Source organism: Arthrobacter sp. P4_F10 (assembly GCF_056401435.1).
Genome location: NZ_JBFUJJ010000008.1, coordinates 139,883 through 159,776, shown reverse-complemented (window position 1 = coordinate 159,776; position 19,894 = coordinate 139,883). Strand labels below are relative to the sequence as shown.

At 67.2% G+C, this 19,894-nt stretch carries 18 protein-coding genes; 5 read left to right on the top strand and 13 right to left on the bottom strand.

The annotated features are described in order from the left end of the window. Positions 1–75: 75 nt before the first annotated feature. The 10 genes from AC1DR1_RS11470 to AC1DR1_RS11425 all read right to left on the bottom strand — a co-directional run bounded on the left by AC1DR1_RS11470 (position 76) and on the right by AC1DR1_RS11425 (position 10,310). Positions 76–633 (bottom strand): putative immunity protein, encoded by a 558-nt coding sequence (locus AC1DR1_RS11470; protein WP_476992605.1) that lies wholly within the window; start codon positions 631–633, stop codon positions 76–78. A 533-nt stretch (positions 634–1,166) separates the two neighbouring features. Then, on the bottom strand, positions 1,167–1,982 hold the full coding sequence (locus tag AC1DR1_RS11465) for an MBL fold metallo-hydrolase (RefSeq protein ID WP_476992604.1): 816 nt from the start codon (positions 1,980–1,982) through the stop codon (positions 1,167–1,169). Positions 1,983–2,353: 371 nt separating this feature from the next. Continuing rightward, a complete protein-coding gene (gene fdxA / locus AC1DR1_RS11460; RefSeq protein WP_476992603.1) occupies positions 2,354–2,683 on the bottom strand; it encodes a ferredoxin in 330 nt (109 codons plus the stop codon). A gap of 6 nt (positions 2,684–2,689) precedes the next feature. After that, positions 2,690–4,165: an aldehyde dehydrogenase family protein gene (locus AC1DR1_RS11455; RefSeq protein WP_476992602.1), complete on the bottom strand. Its 1,476-nt coding sequence runs from the start codon at positions 4,163–4,165 to the stop codon at positions 2,690–2,692. Between the two features lie 47 nt (positions 4,166–4,212). After that, complete coding sequence (locus tag AC1DR1_RS11450) at positions 4,213–4,998, bottom strand: SDR family oxidoreductase (RefSeq protein WP_476992601.1); 786 nt, start codon at positions 4,996–4,998, stop codon at positions 4,213–4,215. Continuing rightward, positions 4,998–5,930, bottom strand: a complete 933-nt coding sequence (locus AC1DR1_RS11445) for a dihydrodipicolinate synthase family protein (protein WP_476992600.1) — start codon at positions 5,928–5,930, stop codon at positions 4,998–5,000. The genes AC1DR1_RS11450 and AC1DR1_RS11445 overlap by 1 nt, the downstream gene beginning before the upstream one ends. 89 nt (positions 5,931–6,019) lie before the next feature. Beyond that, positions 6,020–6,805 (bottom strand): enoyl-CoA hydratase-related protein, encoded by a 786-nt coding sequence (locus AC1DR1_RS11440; protein ID WP_229994025.1) that lies wholly within the window; start codon positions 6,803–6,805, stop codon positions 6,020–6,022. Between the two features lie 29 nt (positions 6,806–6,834). Continuing rightward, entirely contained in the window at positions 6,835–8,097 is a 1,263-nt protein-coding gene (locus tag AC1DR1_RS11435) for a CaiB/BaiF CoA transferase family protein (RefSeq protein ID WP_229994002.1), read from the bottom strand. Then, a complete protein-coding gene (locus AC1DR1_RS11430) occupies positions 8,094–9,476 on the bottom strand; it encodes an FAD-dependent oxidoreductase (protein WP_476992599.1) in 1,383 nt (460 codons plus the stop codon). Before AC1DR1_RS11430 ends, AC1DR1_RS11435 begins: the two co-directional genes overlap by 4 nt. Positions 9,477–9,701: 225 nt before the next feature. Next, positions 9,702–10,310 carry a helix-turn-helix domain-containing protein gene (locus tag AC1DR1_RS11425; protein ID WP_229994000.1) on the bottom strand — a complete coding sequence of 203 codons (609 nt, stop codon included), beginning with the start codon at positions 10,308–10,310 and terminating at the stop codon, positions 9,702–9,704. A gap of 606 nt (positions 10,311–10,916) precedes the next feature. On the opposite strand from AC1DR1_RS11425, the gene AC1DR1_RS11420 reads away from it, so the two are divergent. Both AC1DR1_RS11420 and AC1DR1_RS11415 read left to right on the top strand, forming a co-directional pair. Beyond that, complete coding sequence (locus AC1DR1_RS11420) at positions 10,917–12,221, top strand: MFS transporter (protein ID WP_476992598.1); 1,305 nt, start codon at positions 10,917–10,919, stop codon at positions 12,219–12,221. 41 nt (positions 12,222–12,262) lie between these two features. After that, a complete protein-coding gene (locus AC1DR1_RS11415) occupies positions 12,263–12,760 on the top strand; it encodes a cytidine/deoxycytidylate deaminase family protein (RefSeq protein WP_229993998.1) in 498 nt (165 codons plus the stop codon). Positions 12,761–13,014: 254 nt separating this feature from the next. Here the strand turns inward: AC1DR1_RS11415 and AC1DR1_RS11410 are convergent, their stop codons facing one another. Beyond that, a complete protein-coding gene (locus tag AC1DR1_RS11410; protein WP_090583425.1) occupies positions 13,015–13,500 on the bottom strand; it encodes a DUF4383 domain-containing protein in 486 nt (161 codons plus the stop codon). 153 nt (positions 13,501–13,653) lie between these two features. Here AC1DR1_RS11410 and AC1DR1_RS11405 point away from each other — a divergent pair, with 153 nt between their 5' ends. Further along, on the top strand, positions 13,654–14,973 hold the full coding sequence (locus AC1DR1_RS11405) for a cell division protein PerM (RefSeq protein ID WP_476992597.1): 1,320 nt from the start codon (positions 13,654–13,656) through the stop codon (positions 14,971–14,973). Positions 14,974–15,006: 33 nt separating this feature from the next. Here AC1DR1_RS11405 and AC1DR1_RS11400 read toward each other — a convergent pair whose 3' ends face one another. Further along, positions 15,007–15,435, bottom strand: coding sequence for a hypothetical protein (locus tag AC1DR1_RS11400; RefSeq protein WP_229993996.1), 429 nt, complete (start codon positions 15,433–15,435; stop codon positions 15,007–15,009). Positions 15,436–15,474: 39 nt separating this feature from the next. On the opposite strand from AC1DR1_RS11400, the gene purN reads away from it, so the two are divergent. Then, positions 15,475–16,053: a phosphoribosylglycinamide formyltransferase gene (gene purN, locus AC1DR1_RS11395; protein ID WP_229993995.1), complete on the top strand. Its 579-nt coding sequence runs from the start codon at positions 15,475–15,477 to the stop codon at positions 16,051–16,053. Between the two features lie 97 nt (positions 16,054–16,150). On the opposite strand, the gene AC1DR1_RS11390 is transcribed toward purN, so the two are convergent. Beyond that, positions 16,151–17,503 (bottom strand): MFS transporter, encoded by a 1,353-nt coding sequence (locus AC1DR1_RS11390; protein WP_229993994.1) that lies wholly within the window; start codon positions 17,501–17,503, stop codon positions 16,151–16,153. A gap of 150 nt (positions 17,504–17,653) precedes the next feature. Between AC1DR1_RS11390 and purH the strand changes: the two genes are divergently transcribed. After that, positions 17,654–19,339 (top strand): bifunctional phosphoribosylaminoimidazolecarboxamide formyltransferase/IMP cyclohydrolase, encoded by a 1,686-nt coding sequence (purH, locus tag AC1DR1_RS11385; protein WP_229993993.1) that lies wholly within the window; start codon positions 17,654–17,656, stop codon positions 19,337–19,339. Positions 19,340–19,894 lie beyond the last annotated feature (555 nt).

Here is a 19,894-nt window from a genome sequence, read left to right as displayed (position 1 = left end):
CGCGGGTTTGTCAGACGCCCTAGCAGTTTCCGGTTCCTTTACGTTCGCTCTCGACCCCGCCCGTAAGCCGTTCGCCTACCGGGCACCCTCCTGTGGCGAGATATTGTCCATAGCGGCCTGAATCTTCCGAATGATTGACCCGAGAATGCCCGACGCGAGAAGTCCGGTACCGAGCGGGCCCGCGGAATCTTCACCAAGTGGTGGCAACTGCTGAAGCGCCGCCCTCACTTGAGCATTCATGTGCTCGAGTTGCCAAGAGATCTCGTCCGAGATGGCCGTGGGCTGATTCGGAGCGGCCAGCCCGGCCGCTTTCGCGGCGTAGGCGGCTGCGCCGAGAGCGTGCGCGCCCATGTGAGCGACCCCGGCAGCTTGTCCAGCAGCCCGGGCGGCCGCCACAGCCGCAGGAGAGCTAACCGCGTGCGCGGCCCGACCAGCAACGAAGCGCCGGCGAATTTCACCGGCGGCATCAAGTTCACCCTGAGCAAATGCCCGAGTACGAGCGATGGCATCACGTGGTCGACCGTCGGTCGGAGCCTCCGTCTCGAACAGGACCAGGACCCGCTCCGCACAATCCGCCGCCCACGCTGCGACGAGGCGGCGATCAGTTTCGCTCAGTGACTGCGGGGACGGCATGCCAGCATTTTCGCACGCGGGCCCGCTGGACGATCGTCTACCAGGCACCAGGGGTGACATTTRGCGCTGCGAAAACGCCGCCACTTATCGCTGCGATCCGCAGATTTCGGGCGGCTGCGAGCACGTAGCACCAAGCTGGAGTTCGTGAGACCGCGCGTGCCACCCGGCGCGCGATCCGCGATCGAGTCCCTCAACGCCCGCTACCGGTGAGCGGTGCGAACGGGCGGCGCTTACCGAACGACGCCGCAGCGCTGAAATGCCTCAACTCCGCGCCCTCGTTAACGCGATCACACAATGGATCCCAGACTGACCCTGCATGCCGGCGCAGACGAGTTCGGACATCGGTGCAGACGACTTCGGGCGCTGAAAAGTGTGTCTCGAAACCTCTGCATCTCATAACCCATGCCATGTAAGACGGCACCTGCCGCCGACAACTGCGACATCGAGCGACTACTCAACGGCGGTGAATCGCAGCGATAAGTGGCGGCGTTTTCGCAGCGCCAAATGTCACCCCCATGCCCGCAGGACGATCGCTAGCCGGGCGTCCCGTCGCGCTCGCTTCTTCGGGCGAGGAGCTCGAATTGCCGTGCGTGCACGCCGCCCACCCAGTCCCAGCCGGGCATGGCCGACGGGCCGATCCGCGGGTCGCTGGGAACATGGGCATCACGCAAGGCGTGCACGTACGCCCGATCCTGGTCGATCCGTGCGCGTACCTGATCAGCTCCGCCGATGGACCCGTGGCCGGGGACGAGGACATCGACGTCGCCCGCCACGCCCTCGAGCAGCCGCAGCGCGGCGAGGTAGTCCTCGATCGGGTCAGCGGTGTCGTTCAAGTCGAGCATCGGAATCAAGACATCAGAAAGCATGTCGCCGGCGACGAGAACCCCTCGTTCCTCAATCAACAGCGCCGCATGGCCCGGGGCGTGCGCCTGATGCTCAATAATCCGGACATGAGGGCCATCCCAAGGAATCTGCGCCATCCCGGCGGGCAGGCCGGTAATGAGGCCGAGCAGGTCCAGCGGTACCTGCTCGGGGATGCCGAGCCGGCGTGAATCGAGCCCGTCCGACAGTCGATCCCGGGCAGTAGCCGCACAGCGCGCGGTGCCGTAACGGGGCGCCGCGCCGAGCCCGGCGTGCCAGAGCAGGTGATCCCAATGAGGATGCGTCGAGAAGCCTGCCACCACGGTCTGGCCCGAATCGGACAGGTCGTTCGCGAGGCAGGACATTTCGTAGCCGTGCACCCCGGGGTCGATGAGCAACACGCCAGCCCGGCCTTGCACCACAACGGCGTTGCTCTGGCAGAACTCGCTCTCGTGGATTAGCACACCCTCCGCGACCGGCCTCAGCATGGCTGCAAGGCTACCGCGCCCAGCGCCCGCCAACAACGATTCGCGCGACTCGCGTCGCGACGGTGCAGATCGGTGTGCCTGGCGGCCCGCCAGTTGATCACCGTCACACCGTTTGACGCGGCGCCCGCTGAGGATCGTCGGCGGTCGGCTGGGAGGTCTGGGGCTGTTGCGTAGCGCGCCCATTCGCGAGGATGTATTCCATCCGTGTAGTGCGATCAAGGAGGCGACACAATGGCGCGCACGAGGTGCGTGCGTTCCAGTACGACCCCGCGAGCTGACGGACCTCAAACTCGCACCCGCCCGCAGTAGCGGAGCGACACCAAGCGATCACAGAACGCCGGCACGAAGCGCTGAACTCCACAGTCACGGGCTCAGCTGACGGCGCTGGCCGTTGCGGGCGCATCCGCCACCACAGGATGGTCGCGGTGCAGGTTTCCGAGGGCTGAGGCGCCTTGCGGCGACCCCAGCTCCTCGAAGAACTCCACGTTGGCGCGCACGTAATCGGCCCATTCGTCCGGGACATCGTCCGAGTAGTAGATCGCCTCCACGGGGCAGACGGGATCGCACGCCCCGCAGTCCACGCACTCGGACGGGTGGATGTAGAGCGAGCGTTCACCCTCATAGATGCAGTCCACCGGGCATTCGTCGATGCAGGCCTTGTCCTTGACATCCACACAGGGCTGGGCGATCACGTACGTCATGACTGGCTACACGCCCGTGTAGACGGTCTTGCCCCACGTGAAGAAGTCCAGCGCGGACTTCCCCTGTTCGCGGAACGTGTTGGTGGAGGAGTCCTTGACGCCGCCGAACGGCACGTTCAGGTCCAGGCCCGCGGTCGGACGGTTGACCTTGATGACCCCGGCCTGGGCGCGGGCGGCGAAGTCCGTGGAGAACGCCAGGGAGTCGGTGCAGATGCCGGCGGTGAGGCCGTAGCGGGAATCGTTGATCGCGGCGAGCCCGGCCTCATAGTCGGGGACCTCGAGGACGGCCACCACGGGACCGAAGATCTCCTCGGTCACGGCGGCGTCGTCGAAGGGTAGGTCCGTGAGGATGGCGGCCGGGAAGCGGAAGCCGGTGTCCGTGCCGCCGTCGTACTCGCCGTGCAGGAGCGTGGCGCCGCGTTCGACGGCGGTGCGTACCGCTGCCTGGTTCTGTTCGAACTGCTGGCTGCTGACGACGGCGCCCATCTTTGCGTCGAACCCGTCACCGGCGGTGTACTGCGCGGCCTCCTCCGTCAGGGCTGCCAGGAAGGCAGCACGGATGCCCGGCGTGACGTAGACGCGGGACGTGGCGGTGCAGGCCTGGCCGGTGAGGCCGAACGCGCCGGCCGCCACCACCTGGGCGGCCTTGCGGGGATCGGCGTCGTCCAGGACCAGCACGCCGTTCTTGCCGCCCATTTCCAGCTGCACCCGGGCGCGGCGGGCGTTGAGGATCTCCTGCAGGCCCAGGCCCACGTTGGTGGAGCCGGTGAACGACATTCCGGCAATGCGGGGGTCGCGGGCCAGGACGTCGCCCACCACGCGGCCCTTGCCGTGGACCACGTTGATCACGCCGGCGGGCAGCCCGGCGTCCTGGAGGGCCCGGGCCAGGTGCGTGGCCGAGAGCGGGGTGAGCTCGGCAGGCTTGATGACCACGGCGTTGCCGCTGATCAGCGCCGGGGCGGCCTTCCAGGCCGGGATGGCGATGGGGAAGTTCCACGGCGTGATGAGCCCGACGACGCCCAACGGCTCGCGGCGGGTGGTGATGGTGGTGTCCGGCAGGCCGCTGGGCAGCACCTCGCCGGTGGCGGCCCAGCCGAGGGAGCCGAAGAAGCGCAGCACGTCGGAGGCGCGCTTGACCTCGCCCTTGGCCTCGGCGAGGGTCTTGCCCTCTTCACGGACGAGGTCCTCGGCGATGGCCGCCTGGCGGTCCAGGAGCAGGTTTCCGGCGGCCATCAGGATGGCGCCGCGGGACGGGGCGGGCAGGGCTGCCCAGGCAGGCTGCGCGGCGGTGGCGGCGGTGATGGCGGCGTCGACGTCGGCCGCGGTGCCGCTGGGGGAGAGGGCGGCGAGCTCGCCCGGGCGGGCAGGGTTCATCCGTTCGGTGTCCGCCCCGCCGAGCCATTCGCCGTTGATGAGGTGCCGGGCGGTGATGAGGTCCCGCTCGGTGGAGTTGGTGGAGTGGTCGGTGATCGTGGAAGTCATGGTGTTCCTTCGGGAGAGTCGGAGCAGAGAGCGTGTGTGCGGGTCGGTTAGAGCCCGCGAATGAGGCCGCCGTCGCAGCGCAGCGCCACGCCGGTGATGTAGGAGGCCGGGGCGCTGCAGAGGAACGCCGCGGCGGCGCCGAATTCCTCGGGTTCGCCGTAGCGGCGGGCGGGGATGGTCTTGCGGGATTCCAGCTGGATTTCCTCGGGCGTGGTGCCGCGGCGCTTGGCAGCGGCCTGGTCCAGTTCCGCGACCCGGTCCGTGGCGATGCGTCCGGGAAGGAGCATGTTGACCGTGACGGCGTCCAGGGCGACCTCGGCCGCGAGGGTCTTGAGGTAGCCGGCCAGCGCCGCGCGGCCGGTGTTAGATACGGCCAGGTTGGGCAGCGGCGCCACGACGCCGCTGGAACCGACGGCCAGGATCCGTCCCCAGCGCCGTTCCCGCATGCCCGGCAGGATGTGCGAGACCAAGGCGTGGTGCGGTTTGACCAGTTGTTCGAACGCCGCGGCGATGTCGTCGGCGCCGAGGGTGGCGGCCGCGCCGGGCTTCGGTCCGGGACCGTTGAGGACAAGGATGTCGATGGGCCCGAGCGCGTCCACGGTGCGTTCGACAGCGGCGGCGACGCCGTCGGCGGTGCTGAGGTCGGCTTCGACGGCGACGGCGCTGTGCCCGTCGGCCTGCAGGCCGGCCGCGATCTCCTCGGCCCGCTCGCGGCGCCGGCCGGTGATGGCTACGCGTACGCCTTCGGCCGCGAGGGCCCGGGCGACGGCGAGGCCGAGTCCGCCGGTGGAAGCGGCCACCAGGGCGGTCTTCCCGCTGATTCCGAGGTCCATTAGTTCCTCCCCGCCGTGGTGAGGGCGATGGCCGGGTTCGGGCCAAGGGCCTTGGCGGCCTCGGCCAGATGGGTGCGCAGCCTGGTCCGAAGAACCTCCGGGAAGGCCGCGGCCGGGGCCCGGACACCGGCGTCGGCAATCAGTCCGCGCTGGTGCAGGCATTCCTTGCGGACCGCCAGCGCGATTTTGGCCTGCTGCTCGAAGTTGATCAGCGGCAGGTACGGCAGCAGGGCATCCCGGGCGGCCTCGTAGCCGTCCTTCTGCCAGGCCCGCACGCAGGCGGTGAGCGCCTCCGGGTAGGAGAATCCGGTCATCGCCCCGGCGGCGCCGGCCATGAGTTCGTCCAGCAGTCCCTGGCCGCCCAGGCCGCCGAACACGGAGACGTCGAGGGCTGCGGTGAGGTGTGCGATCGCCACCGACGTGGGCGGGGCCTCGGCCTTGACCGCGGTGACGAAGCTGCAGGCCTGCACCACGGAGATCAGTGCCTCGGTGCTGATGTTGACGCCGCTGGCCAGGGGGTAGTCCTGCAGCACCACGTTGGCGCCGGTGGACTGGTGAATGGCGTTCAGGTGGGTGATGACCACGCCGGGGTTGGCGGAGTTGGCCTGCACCATGACGGCCGCCAGCCGGTCCCCGGTGGCTGCCTGGATGGAGCGGATCTCATCGACGGCCGTGCCGGTGTAGAGGGAAGTCACCCCCGCCACGAGGGGCAGGCGCGTTTCCTCCACGACCACTTCCAGGACCAGACTGCGCTCGGCTGCCGTCAGGGCCGCGGCTTCGCCGAACACGCCCAGGACCGTGAGTCCGGTGGCGCCGATCGACTCGTAGTAGCCCACGAGTCCGGCCAGGCTGTCCGTGTCGACATCCAGGGCGCTGCCCTGGAACGGTGTGGCGACGACGCCCCACACGCCGGGTGTCAGTGACTCCCGCATTGGTTTCTCCTTCTAAGCTCTTGTTGTTCTTCGAGCGGCTGAACGTCAGCCACCGGAAATCAGGCGGTGGAACGGCTAGCGTCCGTCTCCTAATGTCCAGGCCAGAGCGGCGGGCGCTTTTCCTGGAAGGCGCGGACGCCCTCGGCTGAGTCCTCGCTGTCCAGCGCCGCCATGAGGGCCGGGAGCCGGAGCCCGCGGGCCTCGGCGGCGGTCAGGTGCGCGGTCTGCGTAACCATCTGCTTGACCGCCCGGAGGGAGGTGGGGGCGCAGGCGAGGATCTGGTCCACCCAGCGCTGCACCGCGGCGTCGAGCTCCTCCGCGGGGACCACCTCGTTGACCAGGCCCATGGACTGCATCTCCGCGGCCTCGGCCTTCCGCCCGGTCAGGAGCATGCCCATCGCCTGGGTGTACGGGATCCGGCGCACCAGCTGGTGGATGCCGCCGTCGAGCGCCAGGCGCCCGACGCGCGGTTCCGTCAGCCCGAAGCGGGCCGTGTCCGCGGCGATCACGATGTCCGCGCCGAGCACGATCTCCATGCCGCCGCCGAGCGCGTAACCGTTGACCCGGGCGATCACCGGGATGTCCAGCGTGGTGCGCAGGCTGAGCCCGCCGAAGCCGTTCGGGTCCAGGCCCGCCCAGTATTCAAGGCCCGTTTTGTCCACGGCGGAGGCGGACATGTCCGCGCCCACGCAGAACGCCCGGATGCCGGCGCCCGTGATGACCACGGCCCGGACGTCGGGATCAGCTTCGAGCTGGTCCCAGATCTCGTTGAGCCTGGCCTGGGCGGTGCCGTCGACGGCGTTGAGCACGTGCTGGCGGTCGATCACCACGGTGGCGACGTGGTTCTCGATGGTCAGGGTGACCTGGTCCAGCATCGTCTTCGCGGGGGAGTCTGTTGTGGCCGTCACCGGAGCACCCCCAGCTGCTGCAGGCGCTCGATGGTCTCGGCGTCGAACCCGTTCTCCAGCAGCACCTCGACGTTGTGTTCGCCGAGCCGCGGGGCCACCCGGCGGATGGTGGGCGGGGTGGCGGAGAGCCGGATGGGCGCGTTGAGCATTTTCACGGTGCCGACACCGGGGTGTTCTGCCTCGACGATCATGTTGTTGGCGTGCGTCTGCGCGTCGGCCAGGGTCTGCTCGAGCGTGTGCACAGGGGCGTTGAGCAGGCCCTGGTCCTCCAGCTGGGAGGTCCAGTACTCGGTGGTGTTCGTGGCGATGCGCTCGCGGAAAATCGCCTGCAGCGCCGGCTTGTTCTCGAACTGCTGCTCCAGGTTGGCGAACTCGGGCCGGAGCGTGAGGTCCTCGTCCAGGCCCAGGGCCTCGGAAATGCGCAGCAGCGGGTCCGGGGTGAAGCCGCCCACCATGCAGACGGCGCCGTCGGTGGTTTCGAAGACGCCGCTGAGCGGCATGGCGCCCCAGTTGACCTCGTAGCCGCGGTTGAGCTGCATGCACGCCTCCTGCATCTGCAGGTGCAACATGGAGTCGTACATGGTCACCTCCACTTTCTGCCCGACGCCGGAGGTTTCCCGGGTGCGCAGCGCCAGCAGGATGCCCTGCATCAGGTGCATGCCGGTGATGTAGTCGCACAGCGTGGTGGGGTAGATGGACGGCTTGACGTCGTCCGACTCGCGCCGCCACATCACGCCGGAGTAGGCCTGGGCGATCGCGTCCTGGCCGCCCTTGTGCGAGTAGGGGCCCTCGGGGCCGAAGCCCGTGCCGGAGGCCCAGATGATGCCCGGGTTCTGCTCCTTGAGGTCCTCGTAGCCGAAGCCCATCCGCTCCATCACGCCGGAGCGGAAGTTGCTGACCACCACGTCCGCGTCGGCCAGCAGCCGGCGGAGCACGGCTTTGCCGTCGTCGGTGCGGGTGTCCACGGAGATGCTGCGCTTGTTCCGGTTGATGGACAGGAAGATCGGGTTGTCCTGGCCGTCCTTGTCCGGGAACGAGTTGCGGGAGATGTCCCCGGCGCCCGGGCGTTCGACCTTGATGATGTCCGCGCCGTAGTCGCCCAGCAGCTGGGTGCAGGACGGGCCCATGAACACCTGCGTGAAGTCCACGATCTTGATTCCATCGAGCGGGAGCGGGGTGCCGGCGGGTTCAGCGGCGGTGGCCGCCGTCGTGCTTGCAGTTGTTGTGCCTGACAGCAGGTCGTCGATGACGGTGCTCATGCCGGCACCGCCACGTCCGCGTCAACGGTGGCGTTCGACGACGGGACGTCGCCCGGGTCCGCGCCGTGCCGGCGCATGCCCTGCTGGATGTCCAAAGCGGAGACGTCGCGGACGAGGGTGCCGGTCTGGACCGCCAGCGCGGCGGCGACGCCGACGGCCTGGCCCATGGCCATGCAGGGCGGGATTTCGCGGGACATCTTCTGCGCCTCGGGGGTGGCGGAGTAGTGCCGGCCTGCGACCAGCAGCTGGTCCACTTCCTTGGGCAGCAGCGAGCGGTAGGGGTAGTAGTAGTCGCGGCCGCGGGCCACGGTGTCGGCGAAGTGGCGGCGGGAGGTGACGTCGTCCTTCGTCATGACGTACTCGCCTTCCAGCAGCCGGGTCTGCCGGACGCCCATCTGGGACGCGACGTCGAGCATGTAGCAGTTCTCGAAGCCGGGCAGGTTGGCGCGGACGTAGTCCACCGCCTCGGTGATGCGGTCACGTGCGGCGAACTCGGCGGCGGTCATGTCCGCCGGGTCCACGCCGTCGAAGCCGGTCATGTGCGGTGCGTTGCACCAGACGACGCCGTCGATCGGGGTCTTGAGCCACCACAGTTCCCAGGCCCCGCCGAGGAGGCGCTTGATCTTGCGGTTGATGGCGCGGGCTTCCTTCGGGTTGGCCTGTTCGAAGGCTTCCGCGGCGTTGGTGTCCACGTTGCCGAGGCGGAAGACGAGCGTGGTGAGGTAGCTGTCCTTGACGTAGCTGGCGCCGGCCCGGGAGGCGACGTCGATGTCGCCCGTGGTGTCGATGACGATGTCCGCCATGAAAGCCTGCGGGCCGGACTTGGTCTCGCAGATGACGCCCTTCATGACGCCGTTGTCCACGATCGGGCGGGAGAACCAGGAGTGCAGGCGGAGGTTGACGCCGGCCTCGCGGACGAGGTCGTTGGAGACGCGCTTCCAGCCGTCCGGGTCGAAGGCGGCGGCGTAGCAGACCGGCTTGGGGGTGGTGTGCGAGTGGAAGTCGAAGGTGCCGTAGCGGCCCCACTTGTTCCACAGTTCCTCGGAGGTCTTGCGGTCATCGGCGGGCGGGACGATCGCCAGGCCCAGCTTCTGCAGGCGCTCGACGTACTCGGAAACGATGCCCGTGACGGTGATTTCCTGGCCGTTGATCATGTCATCCAGGACCAGCACCATGCCGCCGGAGGCGAGGCCGCCGAGGGAGGAGTAGCGTTCCAGCAGCGTGACCGAGGCGCCGGAGCGGGCCGCGGTGACGGCGGCGGCCACACCTGCGGGGCCACCGCCCACCACGAGGACGTCGGAGCGGGAAATGATGGGAGCGGTGAGGTCCGCCGTGGTGGTGCTGAGTTCCAGCGACGACATGGCTGTAGACGGGTTCATGGGGATCCTAACTTTTCCGGCGAGAGTGCCGTTGGAAGGGCGGCCGGTGACGTGGAAGACGGTGCTCAGGAGGGGATTGCGGCGACGCTGACCGTGAAATCCACCCGGCAGAGGGTATGACGCAGCGCGGCCCCTTGCGGACCTTGCTGCGGAGTGTAGATAAGGTTCCGGCGGACACCTTGGGTGTCGGGACCGGAGTTGGCGACGGCGGCTAGGGCCGGCTGATCACCACGCGTGAGGTGCGTTAACCCAGATCGCTACGCAGACCTCTTCGTAGCTGTTCTTGTACCAGTGCGGCGTATCCGAAGAGAAGGTGATCGAATCGCCTGCTTCGAGGGTGTATTTTTCGCCGTCCAGGAAGACGTCTTTCCGGCCGGAGAGAATGATGCCGAATTCCTCGCCGCTGTGCCGGAAAGGAGTGGCGCTGGTGTCGTGGCCTGGCGGACTCACGATCCATTGGGCCTCCAGCGCACCGTTGAGGTCCGGGGTGAGCAGTTCAAAGACCGCCTCACCCATAGACTTCTTGGTAACGCCCTTGAGGTTTCGCCGCTCGGCCTTGCGGACTACGGGGGACCTGGTTTCTTCCTGTCCGAGGAAGAACTTGCCCACGGGGATGTCCAGGCCGTGCGCCAGCTGCGCCAAAGTGGTGAAAGACGGATTGGCCAGGCCGCGTTCGATCTGGCTTACGATCGCCGGGCTGAGGCCGGTGACTTCCGAGAGCTTCGCAAGGGTCATTCCTTTGTCCTTGCGCATGTTGCGGACCTTGTTGCCTACGGTGGCAAGGAGGACGCTCGTGCCGGCTGGGGAAGATCCCGTGACGCTTTCGGTTGCCATGGCCCGTCTTTCTCTTGGTGAGCTGACACACATAACTATAGTGAAAACTTTTAGCGAATCAATGCTTTTTGTAAATTTCTTTACCGTTCCTGCCGTTCGGACCAGGGTCCCGATGCGCTCCCACTTGGCCCTGGCGGCGTCGTCCGAGGTGAGGCCGCTTTTTCCGCAGAACCATTGACTCTGTGAAGATCTTCAATATAGTTGTGTGAGCCGCAACACTAAGGGTTCGACGCTAAGCGAACAGGGGTGGAACGCAACGACCTTCTGGCGGAAGGTGCGCCCCGGCCAGCGTTCGTGATCGTTCCCTTAGTACTGATGCAGTGGCATCTGCCAAAGCCATCCGCAAGCCTGATGCTGGCCGGCCAACAAAGACACGTTCCTTTGCGGATACGTTCCGTGTTGCCGAGCTGGATGGCCCGTTTGCATTCAATCGCTACGAAGAGGCATGCGTAGCTATCTGGGCTAACTCGCCTCCCATGTGGTGAGCCGGTCCCGCCCTGCGGACCAAGCCAAACGATAGTTTAGATTACCGGTGACCCCAACAGGGCGTCCGCCGGTGATCCGTACCCTCCCGCGCCCCGAAGGCGCGGGGGAAGGAAAAGTATCATGACTGACACTGCCGTCAAGATTGACCTAGAGAGCGGCCGGAAGTCCCGGCTCTCGCCGGAAGTACGCCGCGGGCTGCTGGGCCTCGGACTAGGCAACACCCTGGAGTGGTACGACTGGATGGTCTTTGGCCTCCTGTCGGCATTCATCGGGCCGAAGTTCTTCCCGTCGCAGGACCCCGTTGCCGCCACGCTCAGCGCACTGGCAGTCTTCGCCGTCGGCTTCGCATTCCGTCCGCTGGGCGGAATCATGCTCGGCACCCTGGCCGACCGGATAGGCCGCCGCCGGGTGATGCTCTGGTCCATCATGATGATGGCCGGCACCACCCTGATCATTGCGCTGTGCCCCACCTACGACCAGATCGGGGCCGCCGCCGGCGTCATCCTGCTGGTCTGCCGCGTCATCCAGGGCATCTCCACAGGCGTTGAAGCTCCGCTGTCCACGGCCCACGCCGTCGAACTCGTCCCTGAGGGACGCGAGGGCTTTGTCGCGGGCATCATCTCCTTTTACGTCAACGCGGGCATCCTGCTCGCCTCGCTGGTCAGCTACCTGTCGTCCCTGATGCTCGGCGGAGCCGTCATGGCCGACTGGGGCTGGCGTGTGCCCTTCATCGTCGGTGCGGCCTTCGGCTTTGTGGTGGTCTACCTTCGCCGGACGCTTCCGGAAACCATGAAGCCCGAGGAGTTGGCGGACAACTCCGCGAAAAAGGTCTGGGGCGGGGTGCGCAAGCACTGGCTCAGCGTGCTGGCCATCACGTTCGTCGTCGGAGCTGCGCAGGCGTACAACTACGCGTGGAACACGGGCCTCCCGACGGCGGCCCGCAGCGGCTTCAAGGAAGACGCAACCGCTGTCTTCGCGCTCACGACCGTCCTGGGCGTCGTGCTGGTTATCGGAAGCCTCATCATCAGCAAGGTCTGCGATGGCAAGTCGATCTCCAAGTGGTTCCTGATCACCCGCGCGCTCGCCATTCCGTCCGTCTTCCTGATGCTGATGTACGTCAAGCCCGGCATCGCGGGCTTCGCGGCCGTCCTCCTCGGCGGCTCCGTCGTGCTGGTCCTTAACATGACCCTGTACAACGTCGTCTGCAGCTCCCTCATGCCGAAGACCATCCGCGGCGCCGGAACTGCCCTCGGCTACGGCCTGGGCGTCGCTCTCTTCGGCGGCACTGCCTCCTACCTCCTGGTCTGGCTCCAGTCCGTGAACGCGTCCTGGATCTTCCCGGTCTACGTGGCCGTCCTGTCGGCGCTCAGCATCGTCTTCTACCTGCTGGCCCGGAAGAAAAACGGCATCTTCATCGGCAGGTAAGAACACGGTCAGGGCAGGAACACAGGAAAGCAGGAACACTCATGGACGCCAGTCGCCCGGACCGAACCAGCCTGGAGGCAAACGTGATCTCCTTTGATCTCGACGTGTCAGACGTGGAGCTTTACGAGGCAGCTCGTGGGCTGTTGCTTACCGCCCATCACAGCGAGAACCACCGGGTGGCCGCGGCCATGCGCGGTGAGTCGGGGGCTATCTACCTCGGGCTCCACATTGGCGCAAAGCGCATCAACGTGTGTGCCGAATCCAGCGCCCTCGCCAATGCCCGCATGGCGCAGGAGGCATCAATCCACTCCGTAGTGGCCGTCAGTATGGACGGACAGGGACAACCCCAAGTCACGAACCCCTGTGGCCTCTGCCGGGAACTGCTGCGTTCATACGGAACCGAGACGTCCGTCCTGGTGGATGCCGAGGGCGAAGTGGGGAAGGTCCGGATCAAGGAGCTGCTGCCATTTCCCTGGATGCGGGCCGCTGAAACGGAGTGGGACACCCTTCCGCCCCGCCTGGAGCACAGCACCACCTAACGCGGCAGCGTCAGTCGCGGCACTGCCAGCCGCGGGACCAGCGGCAAGTGCGTAGGCATTACGGAAGGCCGGGACTCACAAGGTCCCGGCCTTCCGGCTGGCCGGACGCTTCGCCGTCGACGGAAACTGTGCCGAGCAGGCAGGAAGCGGGCAGACAGAAAGCTGGTGCAGCCGCCGCGTTTCCGCTAAACCACTGCACCAGCAGGTAGTACGAATTTTTTCGATTCTATGAAACGTTACTCATTCGCGGCTCCCTATGTCCCGGGGGTTGATGACCGGGTCTCCACACCTTCTTCAATATGCCTCGACATCAGCCAGCCTGCGCCGGCCATTGCAATGCCCATCACCATAAAGGCCCAATTGTCCATGGTGTTCAGCGACAGGAAGTTGGCCGCCGAATCCACGCCGACGATAAACCCGTAAATGCTAAGGACGATGTACAGCAAGCCGGAGCCCATGAGGAAGTTCCGGGCGCCCAAGGCGGTCCGGGACATGGTCAGGCCGACGGCGCCGATCGCGAGCTGAACGATGTTCAGCAACATCGACACCTGGAACAGGCCGAGGAACATAGCCTTGGAATCAGGCCCGAAGAACCTCAGTTCGCTGTAGTTCGTGGTGATGCCCGGGATGAACCCCAAGACGCCTACGACTAAAAGGACGATACCTACACCCATGCCAACGTTCTGTACATCTGTCCGACCAAAATGAACGCCATGCGCATGGGGAGATGCGGTAGTCATGTTCTGCCTCCAACCACTGATTGCGGACATTTACAATTTTACGGCCCGGGTCTGGAAAAAGCTCGGCGGCCCATGAGGGCGAATTCCGCGGATCCGGGCGTTGTGCCTGTCGGAAACCGGCCGGATGCCGGGCGCGTGGCACCATGGATCTCGATGAAACTGCGCGCTGATCAGACCGGACAACGTGGGCTGCCCATGCCTTTGTGGCTGCAGGGCGGCCTCGAATCCGCCCAGGCCGCCGTCATCTCCGCCCTCGTGGTGGTGGCGCCGATCGTCACGGTCTGGGCAACGGCCGGATTCCAGAACAGCGGCTTCGACGTGCTGGCTCGTTTGGCCGGGCAGGCCTGGCTGCTGATCCACGGCGTTCCGCTGCTGCTGGATACGGCCAGTGCCGGGTCCGCGGCGCACCCGGATTCCGACACGCTCTCCCTCATTCCGCTGGGGCTGGCCCTCATCCCGTTCCTGCTCGCCTGGCGCGCCGGACGACGCCTCGCCCGCGCCTCCTACACGGACCAGCTCTGGCAGGCGCTGCTCGGGTCCTGGCTGGTGTACGCGGGGTTCGGGATCGCCACGGGCTTCGTCTGCCGCACGGCCGACGTCGGCATCAGCCTCTGGGCCGCCGCGTTTATCCCGCTCATCCCGTTCGGGCTCGGCATGGTGGTCGGCGCGCGCCGCGAGGCAGGCTCGTGGAGCCGGCTGATCGGCGTCGACGCCGTGGCCTGGCTGTCCCGCACCAGCCAGCACTCCCGCTGGGCCGGGTCCTACCTGGGCTCGGCCATCAAAGCCGGATCGGTGGCGCTGATGGCGAGCCTGGCAATGTCTGCCGCGCTGCTCGCCGTCGACCTCTTCATCCACTGGAACCTTGTGGTCGCCGTCTATGAAGGGCTCGACGCCGGCGCCATGGGCGGCGGCGTGCTCACCATCGTGCAGCTGGGCTTCCTGCCCAACCTCGTCGTGTTTGCCCTGGCATGGATCTGCGGCTCGGGTTTCGCCCTGGGCGTCGGCTCGCTGGCCGGACCGCTCGGGACCGCCGTCGGGCCGCTGCCGTCCATTCCGGTGTTCGCCGCGCTGCCGGCCGGCTCGCTCGACTTCGGCTTCGTGGCACTGGTGGTGCCGGCGCTGGCCGGGGCGCTGGCCGGCTGGTGGTTCCTGCGCGAAGGCGAAAACCACTTCGACGAATGGCTGTCCATCAAGATCCGGGCCCGCTGGTTTACCGCCGCGGCCTCCACCCTGGTGCTGGGCGCGGTGATCGGCTCCGTCGCCGGGCTGCTCGCGGCGGGACTCGCCTGGCTGGCCCGGGGCTCGGCCGGCATCGGGCGGCTGACGGAGATCGGGCCGGATCCGCTCCGCACGGCACTGTTCGTTGCCGCGGAGGTAGGGATCGGCGTCGTGATCGGGTACGCGGCCGGACCCTGGCTGGAACGCCAGCAGAAGCTGCGTGAGGCGGACCTGGAGACGGTCAACAGCCGCTAAGGCAACGGCCTAGCGCAGCTTCCGGGGCAGCTGCTAGCGCAGCCCCGTGGGCATGGAGTTCTCCAGCTGCGTCCTGCACGCGGACGTTGACTGCTCCGTCAGGGCGTGGCGGACGCACTGCTGGTAGTCGCGGATCTGGTTGAAGAACAGCGTCGAGGCCAGGATCACCAGCAGCATCACCGCCGAGACCACCAGCCCGGAAATCGTGCCGAACAGGACCAGCCGGGATTCCTTGTACTTCACGGCCCGGATCAGCACCACGACGCCCAGCACAATCCCGGCCGCCGTGAGGAGCGCCGTCAGCCACAGGTAGCTCACGTCGAGCTGGAAGACGAAGAACGAGCCCAGGACCGCGACGATGAACAGCCGGAATAGGGTGTGGGTCAGCCGCGCGGATTCTTTGACAGCCGTATCGCGGGGTTGCCGGCCCGGCTCGCTGCCGGAGTCCGTGGGGGAATTCATGTTTTCCAGCCTACGCGAGCGGCCCCATAAGCTAGGACCATGCGCATAGTTGTCCTCGTTTCCGGCACCGGCTCCAACCTCCAGGCAGTTATCGATGCGGTGACGTCCGGCGCGCTCGACGTCGAGATCGCCGCCGTCGGCGCGGACCGGCCGGGGACTTTCGGGGTGGAGCGCTCCGCCGCCGCCGGGATTCCCACGTTCGTGGTGGACTTCAAGGCCTACCCGGACCGGGCAGCCTGGAATGCGGCCCTGACCGAGGCTGTCGCCGGCTTCGCCCCGGATGTGGTGGTGTCCTCAGGCTTCATGCGGATTGTCAGCGCGGACTTCATCGACGCGTTTGGCGGCAAATACCTCAACACGCACCCGGCGCTGCTGCCGTCTTTCCCAGGCGCCCACGGTGTCCGCGATGCACTGGCCTACGGCGTGAAGGTCACCGGCTGCACGGTGCACTGGGCCGACGCCGGGGTGGACACCGGCCCCATCATCGCGCAGGAAGCCGTGGCGATCGGGGACGGCGAGAGCGAGGAATCCCTGCACGAGCGCATCAAGGTCGTGGAGCGCCGGCTCCTGGTCTCCACCCTGGCGACCCTGGCCGCGGCCCAGCACGCCCCCGCCTGACCCGCCCGCCTGATTTCCCCGATGCGCTATCACTTGAGGTGGTCTCGCAGCACCCAGAACCGCCTGAAGTGATAGCGCAACGGGTGGTGTGGGCGCGTTATTCGAGCCGGCGCTGCTTGGTTTCAGGGGCGAAGAACGCCATCCACAGCACGGAGATCAGCACCAGGACGCCGGCCAGCGCGAACGACGTCGCGAGCCCCAGTTCCGGCCACAGGAAGGCCGCGAAGATCAGCGGGCCGAACCCGGCGCCGAGCCGGGAGAATGTCGAGGCCCAGCCGAAGCCGGAGCCGCGCAGCTCCGTGGGGTACAGCTCGGAGACGTAGGCATAGAGCACCGGGATGGCCACCTGCACCACAAAGCCGAACACGAGGAGCCAGAACACGGCGGCGGTGGGGATGTCCACCACGATCGCCACAATCACCAGCGTCAGGGCCGACAGCGGACCGGTGATCGCCAGGATCCACTTGCGGCCCACCCGCTCCACCAGCAGAGCGGCCACCACCACGCCGAGGAGTCCGACGGCGGCCATCGACGCCGTGGTCAGGAAGGCCTTGTACTCCTCGAAGCCGGCGCCGATCAGGATCCGCGGCATCCACGTCAGCGACAGGTAGTACACCAGCAGGATGCTGAAGAAGAGGGCCCATGCCGCCGTCGTGATCTTCCAGTTGAACTGCCAGAGGGCGCGCAATTGCGTCCATGCGCTGCCTGCCGAGAGGCGGGGCGCATCCTGCGGTTCGGGCAGGCTGTAGACCCGGGCCTCGGCGCCCGTGGCCCGGACCAGGTTGTCGATCACCTTCGCGGCTTCCTCGCGGCGGCCCTTGCGGATCAGGAACAGCGGGGATTCGGGCACGCTGCGGCGGATCCAGAACACCAGCAGCGCCGGGAGCACCATGACCAGCATGGTCAGCCGCCAGTCCCCGTACAGGGCCACGAGGCCGGCGGAGACAAAACCGCAGAGGGCCGCGCCGATCGGCCACCAGCCGTCCATCGCGGTGAGCACCCGGCCACGCTGTTTGCGGGGAGTGAACTCGCCCACCAGCGCATAGTCCACCGGAATGCAGCCGCCCAGGCCGAACCCGGCCAGGAAACGGAACACGACGAACCACAGAAAATCAGGGGAAACCGCGCCGAGCACGGTGAAGATGGAAAAGATCAGCAGGGTCGCGGTGAAGGCCTTCTTGCGGCCGATGGTGTCCGCGATGGTGCCCCAGACAAAGGCGCCCAGGGCCATGCCAATCAGGTTCGCGGTGCCGATCCAGGCGGCATCGCCCGGGCTCAGCGACCAGTGCTTGGACAGCAACGGAATGAGGATGCCGTTGAGGGTGACGTCCCAGGCATCGAACATGAAGCCCAGTCCGCCGATCAGGAAGATCCGGCCTTGGACCTTCCACCGCCACGGCAGCTCCTGGACCACCTGTTCGCCGCTGGGCACAGTGGTGTACGTGTTCATCTTGGCCTCCTGTGAAAACTCTACGTGCCCCGGCCGCGGCCCGGGTGTGCTTCACACTCTGGCGCGCGGGACGGCCCGGCGCCGGGACGCGATAAACTGGCCGCATCCCCACCACCCGCGGCCCCGCCGCGATATAAGACGGAGACTTTTGTGAGCTTCACGCAGCTTGACCGTGTATCCATCGACCGAGTTCCCATCCGCCGGGCACTGATTTCGGTCTACGACAAGACCGGTCTGGAGGAGCTCGCTCAAGGCCTGCACGCCGCCGGCGTCAAGATCGTCTCCACGGGCTCCACGGCCAAGAAGATCGCCGCCGCGGGCATCCCCGTGCAGGAAGTCGAGGAAGTCACCGGCTCCCCGGAAATGCTGGACGGCCGCGTCAAGACCCTGCACCCGCGCGTGCACGGCGGCATCCTCGCGGACCGCCGCGTCCCGGCCCACATGCAGACCCTCGCGGACATGGAGATCGAGCCGTTCGACCTCGTCGTCGTCAACCTCTACCCCTTCGTGGAGACCGTGAAGTCCGGTGCCGCGCCGGACGACGTCGTCGAGCAGATCGACATCGGCGGCCCCGCGATGGTGCGCTCCGCCGCGAAGAACCACGCCGCCGTCGCAATCGTGGTGGACCCGTCGTCCTACGGTGCCGTGGTGGAGGCGGCCGCCTCGGGCGGCTTTGACCTGAAGACCCGGCGCCGGCTCGCCGCCAAGGCGTTCGCGCACACCGCGGCCTACGACACCGCCGTGGCCACCTGGACCGCCAGCCAGTTCCGCGACGAGGACGGCGACGGCGTGATCGACTGGCCCGCCTACGCCGGCCTGGCCCTGGAACGCTCCGAGGTGCTCCGCTACGGCGAAAACCCGCACCAGCAGGCCGCACTGTATGTGGACAAGGCCGCCCCGGCCGGCATCGCACAGGCCGACCAGATCCACGGCAAGGCCATGAGCTACAACAACTTTGTCGACGCCGACGCCGCCCTGCGCGCCGCCTTCGACTTCGCCGAGCCTGCCGTCGCCATCATCAAGCACGCCAACCCCTGCGGCGTGGCCGTGGGTTCCGCTTCCGCCGCGGACCCCATCGCCGACGCCCACGCCAAGGCCCACGCCTGCGATCCCGTGTCCGCGTTCGGCGGCGTCATCGCCGCTAACCGCACGGTCACGGCCGGCATGGCCCGCACCGTGGCCGGCATCTTCACCGAGGTCGTCATCGCGCCGGGCTTCGACGAAGAGGCCGTGGAGATCCTGTCCAAGAAGAAGAACATCCGCCTCCTGGCCCTCCCCGACGGATACGGCCGCTACCCGACCGAGTTCCGCCAGGTCTCCGGCGGCATGCTGGTCCAGGCCACGGATAAAGTCGACGCCGACGGCGACACCCCCGCGAACTGGACCCTTGCCGCGGGCGACGCCGCCGATGCCGCCACCCTGGCCGACCTCGCGTTCGCCTGGACCGCCTGCCGCGCAGCCAAGTCCAACGCCATCCTGCTCGCGGACAACGGTGCCGCCGTCGGCATCGGTATGGGCCAGGTCAACCGGCTCGATTCCTGCAAGCTCGCGGTCGAGCGCGCCAACACGCTCGGCGTCACCGTGGAGTCCGACGTCGATGCCGCCGGCGGGGCAGCCGGAACCGACGCGTCCGAAGCACCCGAGCGTGCCCGCGGCGCGGTGGCAGCGTCAGACGCGTTCTTCCCGTTCGCCGACGGACTGCAGATCCTGGTCGATGCCGGCGTCCGCGCGGTCGTCCAGCCCGGCGGCTCCGTCCGGGACGAGGAAGTCATCGCCGCGGCCAACGCCGCCGGCATCACCATGTACTTCACGGGAGCCCGCCACTTCTTCCACTAGGTCTGTTCCACCAAGGTCTGTCCACCAAGCCGCACAAAGAATGGACATGCCCTCCCTCATCCGGAGGACATGTCCATTTTTTGTGCCCAAAAGTGGGCTGGTGGCCGGCCCGCGGGACATGCCCATTCTTTCCGCGGGACGTGCTCATTGTTCGCGGCAAGGAGTGGGCATATGGGGGATATGTCCAGGCCTCGGGGCGTGGGGAGGGCATGTCCTGTGAGTTTTGACGCTGGCCGGGCCGGCCTGGGGACAGGCTCATTCTTGCCTGGGAACATGCTCATTCATTTCGGACTCCGGGGACCTGCCCGGGGGACATGCTCATTGTTCGCGGCAAGGAGTGGGCATGAAGGGGATATGTCCAGGCCTCGGGGTGTGGGGAGGGCATGTCCCACGAGCTCTGACGCTGGCAGGGCCAACCTGGGGACATGCTCATTCCTGCCTGGGAACATGCTCATTCATTACGGACTCCGGGGACCGGCCGGGGGACATGCCCATTGTTCGCGCCAAGGCCCGGACACAGGGGTATATGTCCAGGCCTCGGGGTGTGAGGAGGGC

Bases quoted from the DNA above. Each gene is read 5' to 3' on its own strand.
- purN (WP_229993995.1), top strand. From the start codon at position 15,475: ATGCGCATAGTTGTCCTCGTTTCCGGCACCGGCTCCAACCTCCAGGCA.
- AC1DR1_RS11425 (WP_229994000.1), bottom strand. From the start codon at position 10,310: ATGGCAACCGAAAGCGTCACGGGATCTTCCCCAGCCGGCACGAGCGTC.
- AC1DR1_RS11405 (WP_476992597.1), top strand. From the start codon at position 13,654: ATGAAACTGCGCGCTGATCAGACCGGACAACGTGGGCTGCCCATGCCT.
- AC1DR1_RS11415 (WP_229993998.1), top strand. From the start codon at position 12,263: ATGGACGCCAGTCGCCCGGACCGAACCAGCCTGGAGGCAAACGTGATC.
- AC1DR1_RS11455 (WP_476992602.1), bottom strand. From the start codon at position 4,165: ATGACTTCCACGATCACCGACCACTCCACCAACTCCACCGAGCGGGAC.
- AC1DR1_RS11445 (WP_476992600.1), bottom strand. From the start codon at position 5,930: ATGCGGGAGTCACTGACACCCGGCGTGTGGGGCGTCGTCGCCACACCG.
- AC1DR1_RS11435 (WP_229994002.1), bottom strand. From the start codon at position 8,097: ATGAGCACCGTCATCGACGACCTGCTGTCAGGCACAACAACTGCAAGC.
- AC1DR1_RS11430 (WP_476992599.1), bottom strand. From the start codon at position 9,476: ATGAACCCGTCTACAGCCATGTCGTCGCTGGAACTCAGCACCACCACG.
- AC1DR1_RS11440 (WP_229994025.1), bottom strand. From the start codon at position 6,805: ATGCTGGACCAGGTCACCCTGACCATCGAGAACCACGTCGCCACCGTG.
- AC1DR1_RS11470 (WP_476992605.1), bottom strand. From the start codon at position 633: ATGCCGTCCCCGCAGTCACTGAGCGAAACTGATCGCCGCCTCGTCGCA.
- AC1DR1_RS11420 (WP_476992598.1), top strand. From the start codon at position 10,917: ATGACTGACACTGCCGTCAAGATTGACCTAGAGAGCGGCCGGAAGTCC.
- AC1DR1_RS11410 (WP_090583425.1), bottom strand. From the start codon at position 13,500: ATGACTACCGCATCTCCCCATGCGCATGGCGTTCATTTTGGTCGGACA.
- AC1DR1_RS11400 (WP_229993996.1), bottom strand. From the start codon at position 15,435: ATGAATTCCCCCACGGACTCCGGCAGCGAGCCGGGCCGGCAACCCCGC.
- AC1DR1_RS11450 (WP_476992601.1), bottom strand. From the start codon at position 4,998: ATGGACCTCGGAATCAGCGGGAAGACCGCCCTGGTGGCCGCTTCCACC.
- AC1DR1_RS11465 (WP_476992604.1), bottom strand. From the start codon at position 1,982: ATGCTGAGGCCGGTCGCGGAGGGTGTGCTAATCCACGAGAGCGAGTTC.
- AC1DR1_RS11390 (WP_229993994.1), bottom strand. From the start codon at position 17,503: ATGAACACGTACACCACTGTGCCCAGCGGCGAACAGGTGGTCCAGGAG.
- fdxA (WP_476992603.1), bottom strand. From the start codon at position 2,683: ATGACGTACGTGATCGCCCAGCCCTGTGTGGATGTCAAGGACAAGGCC.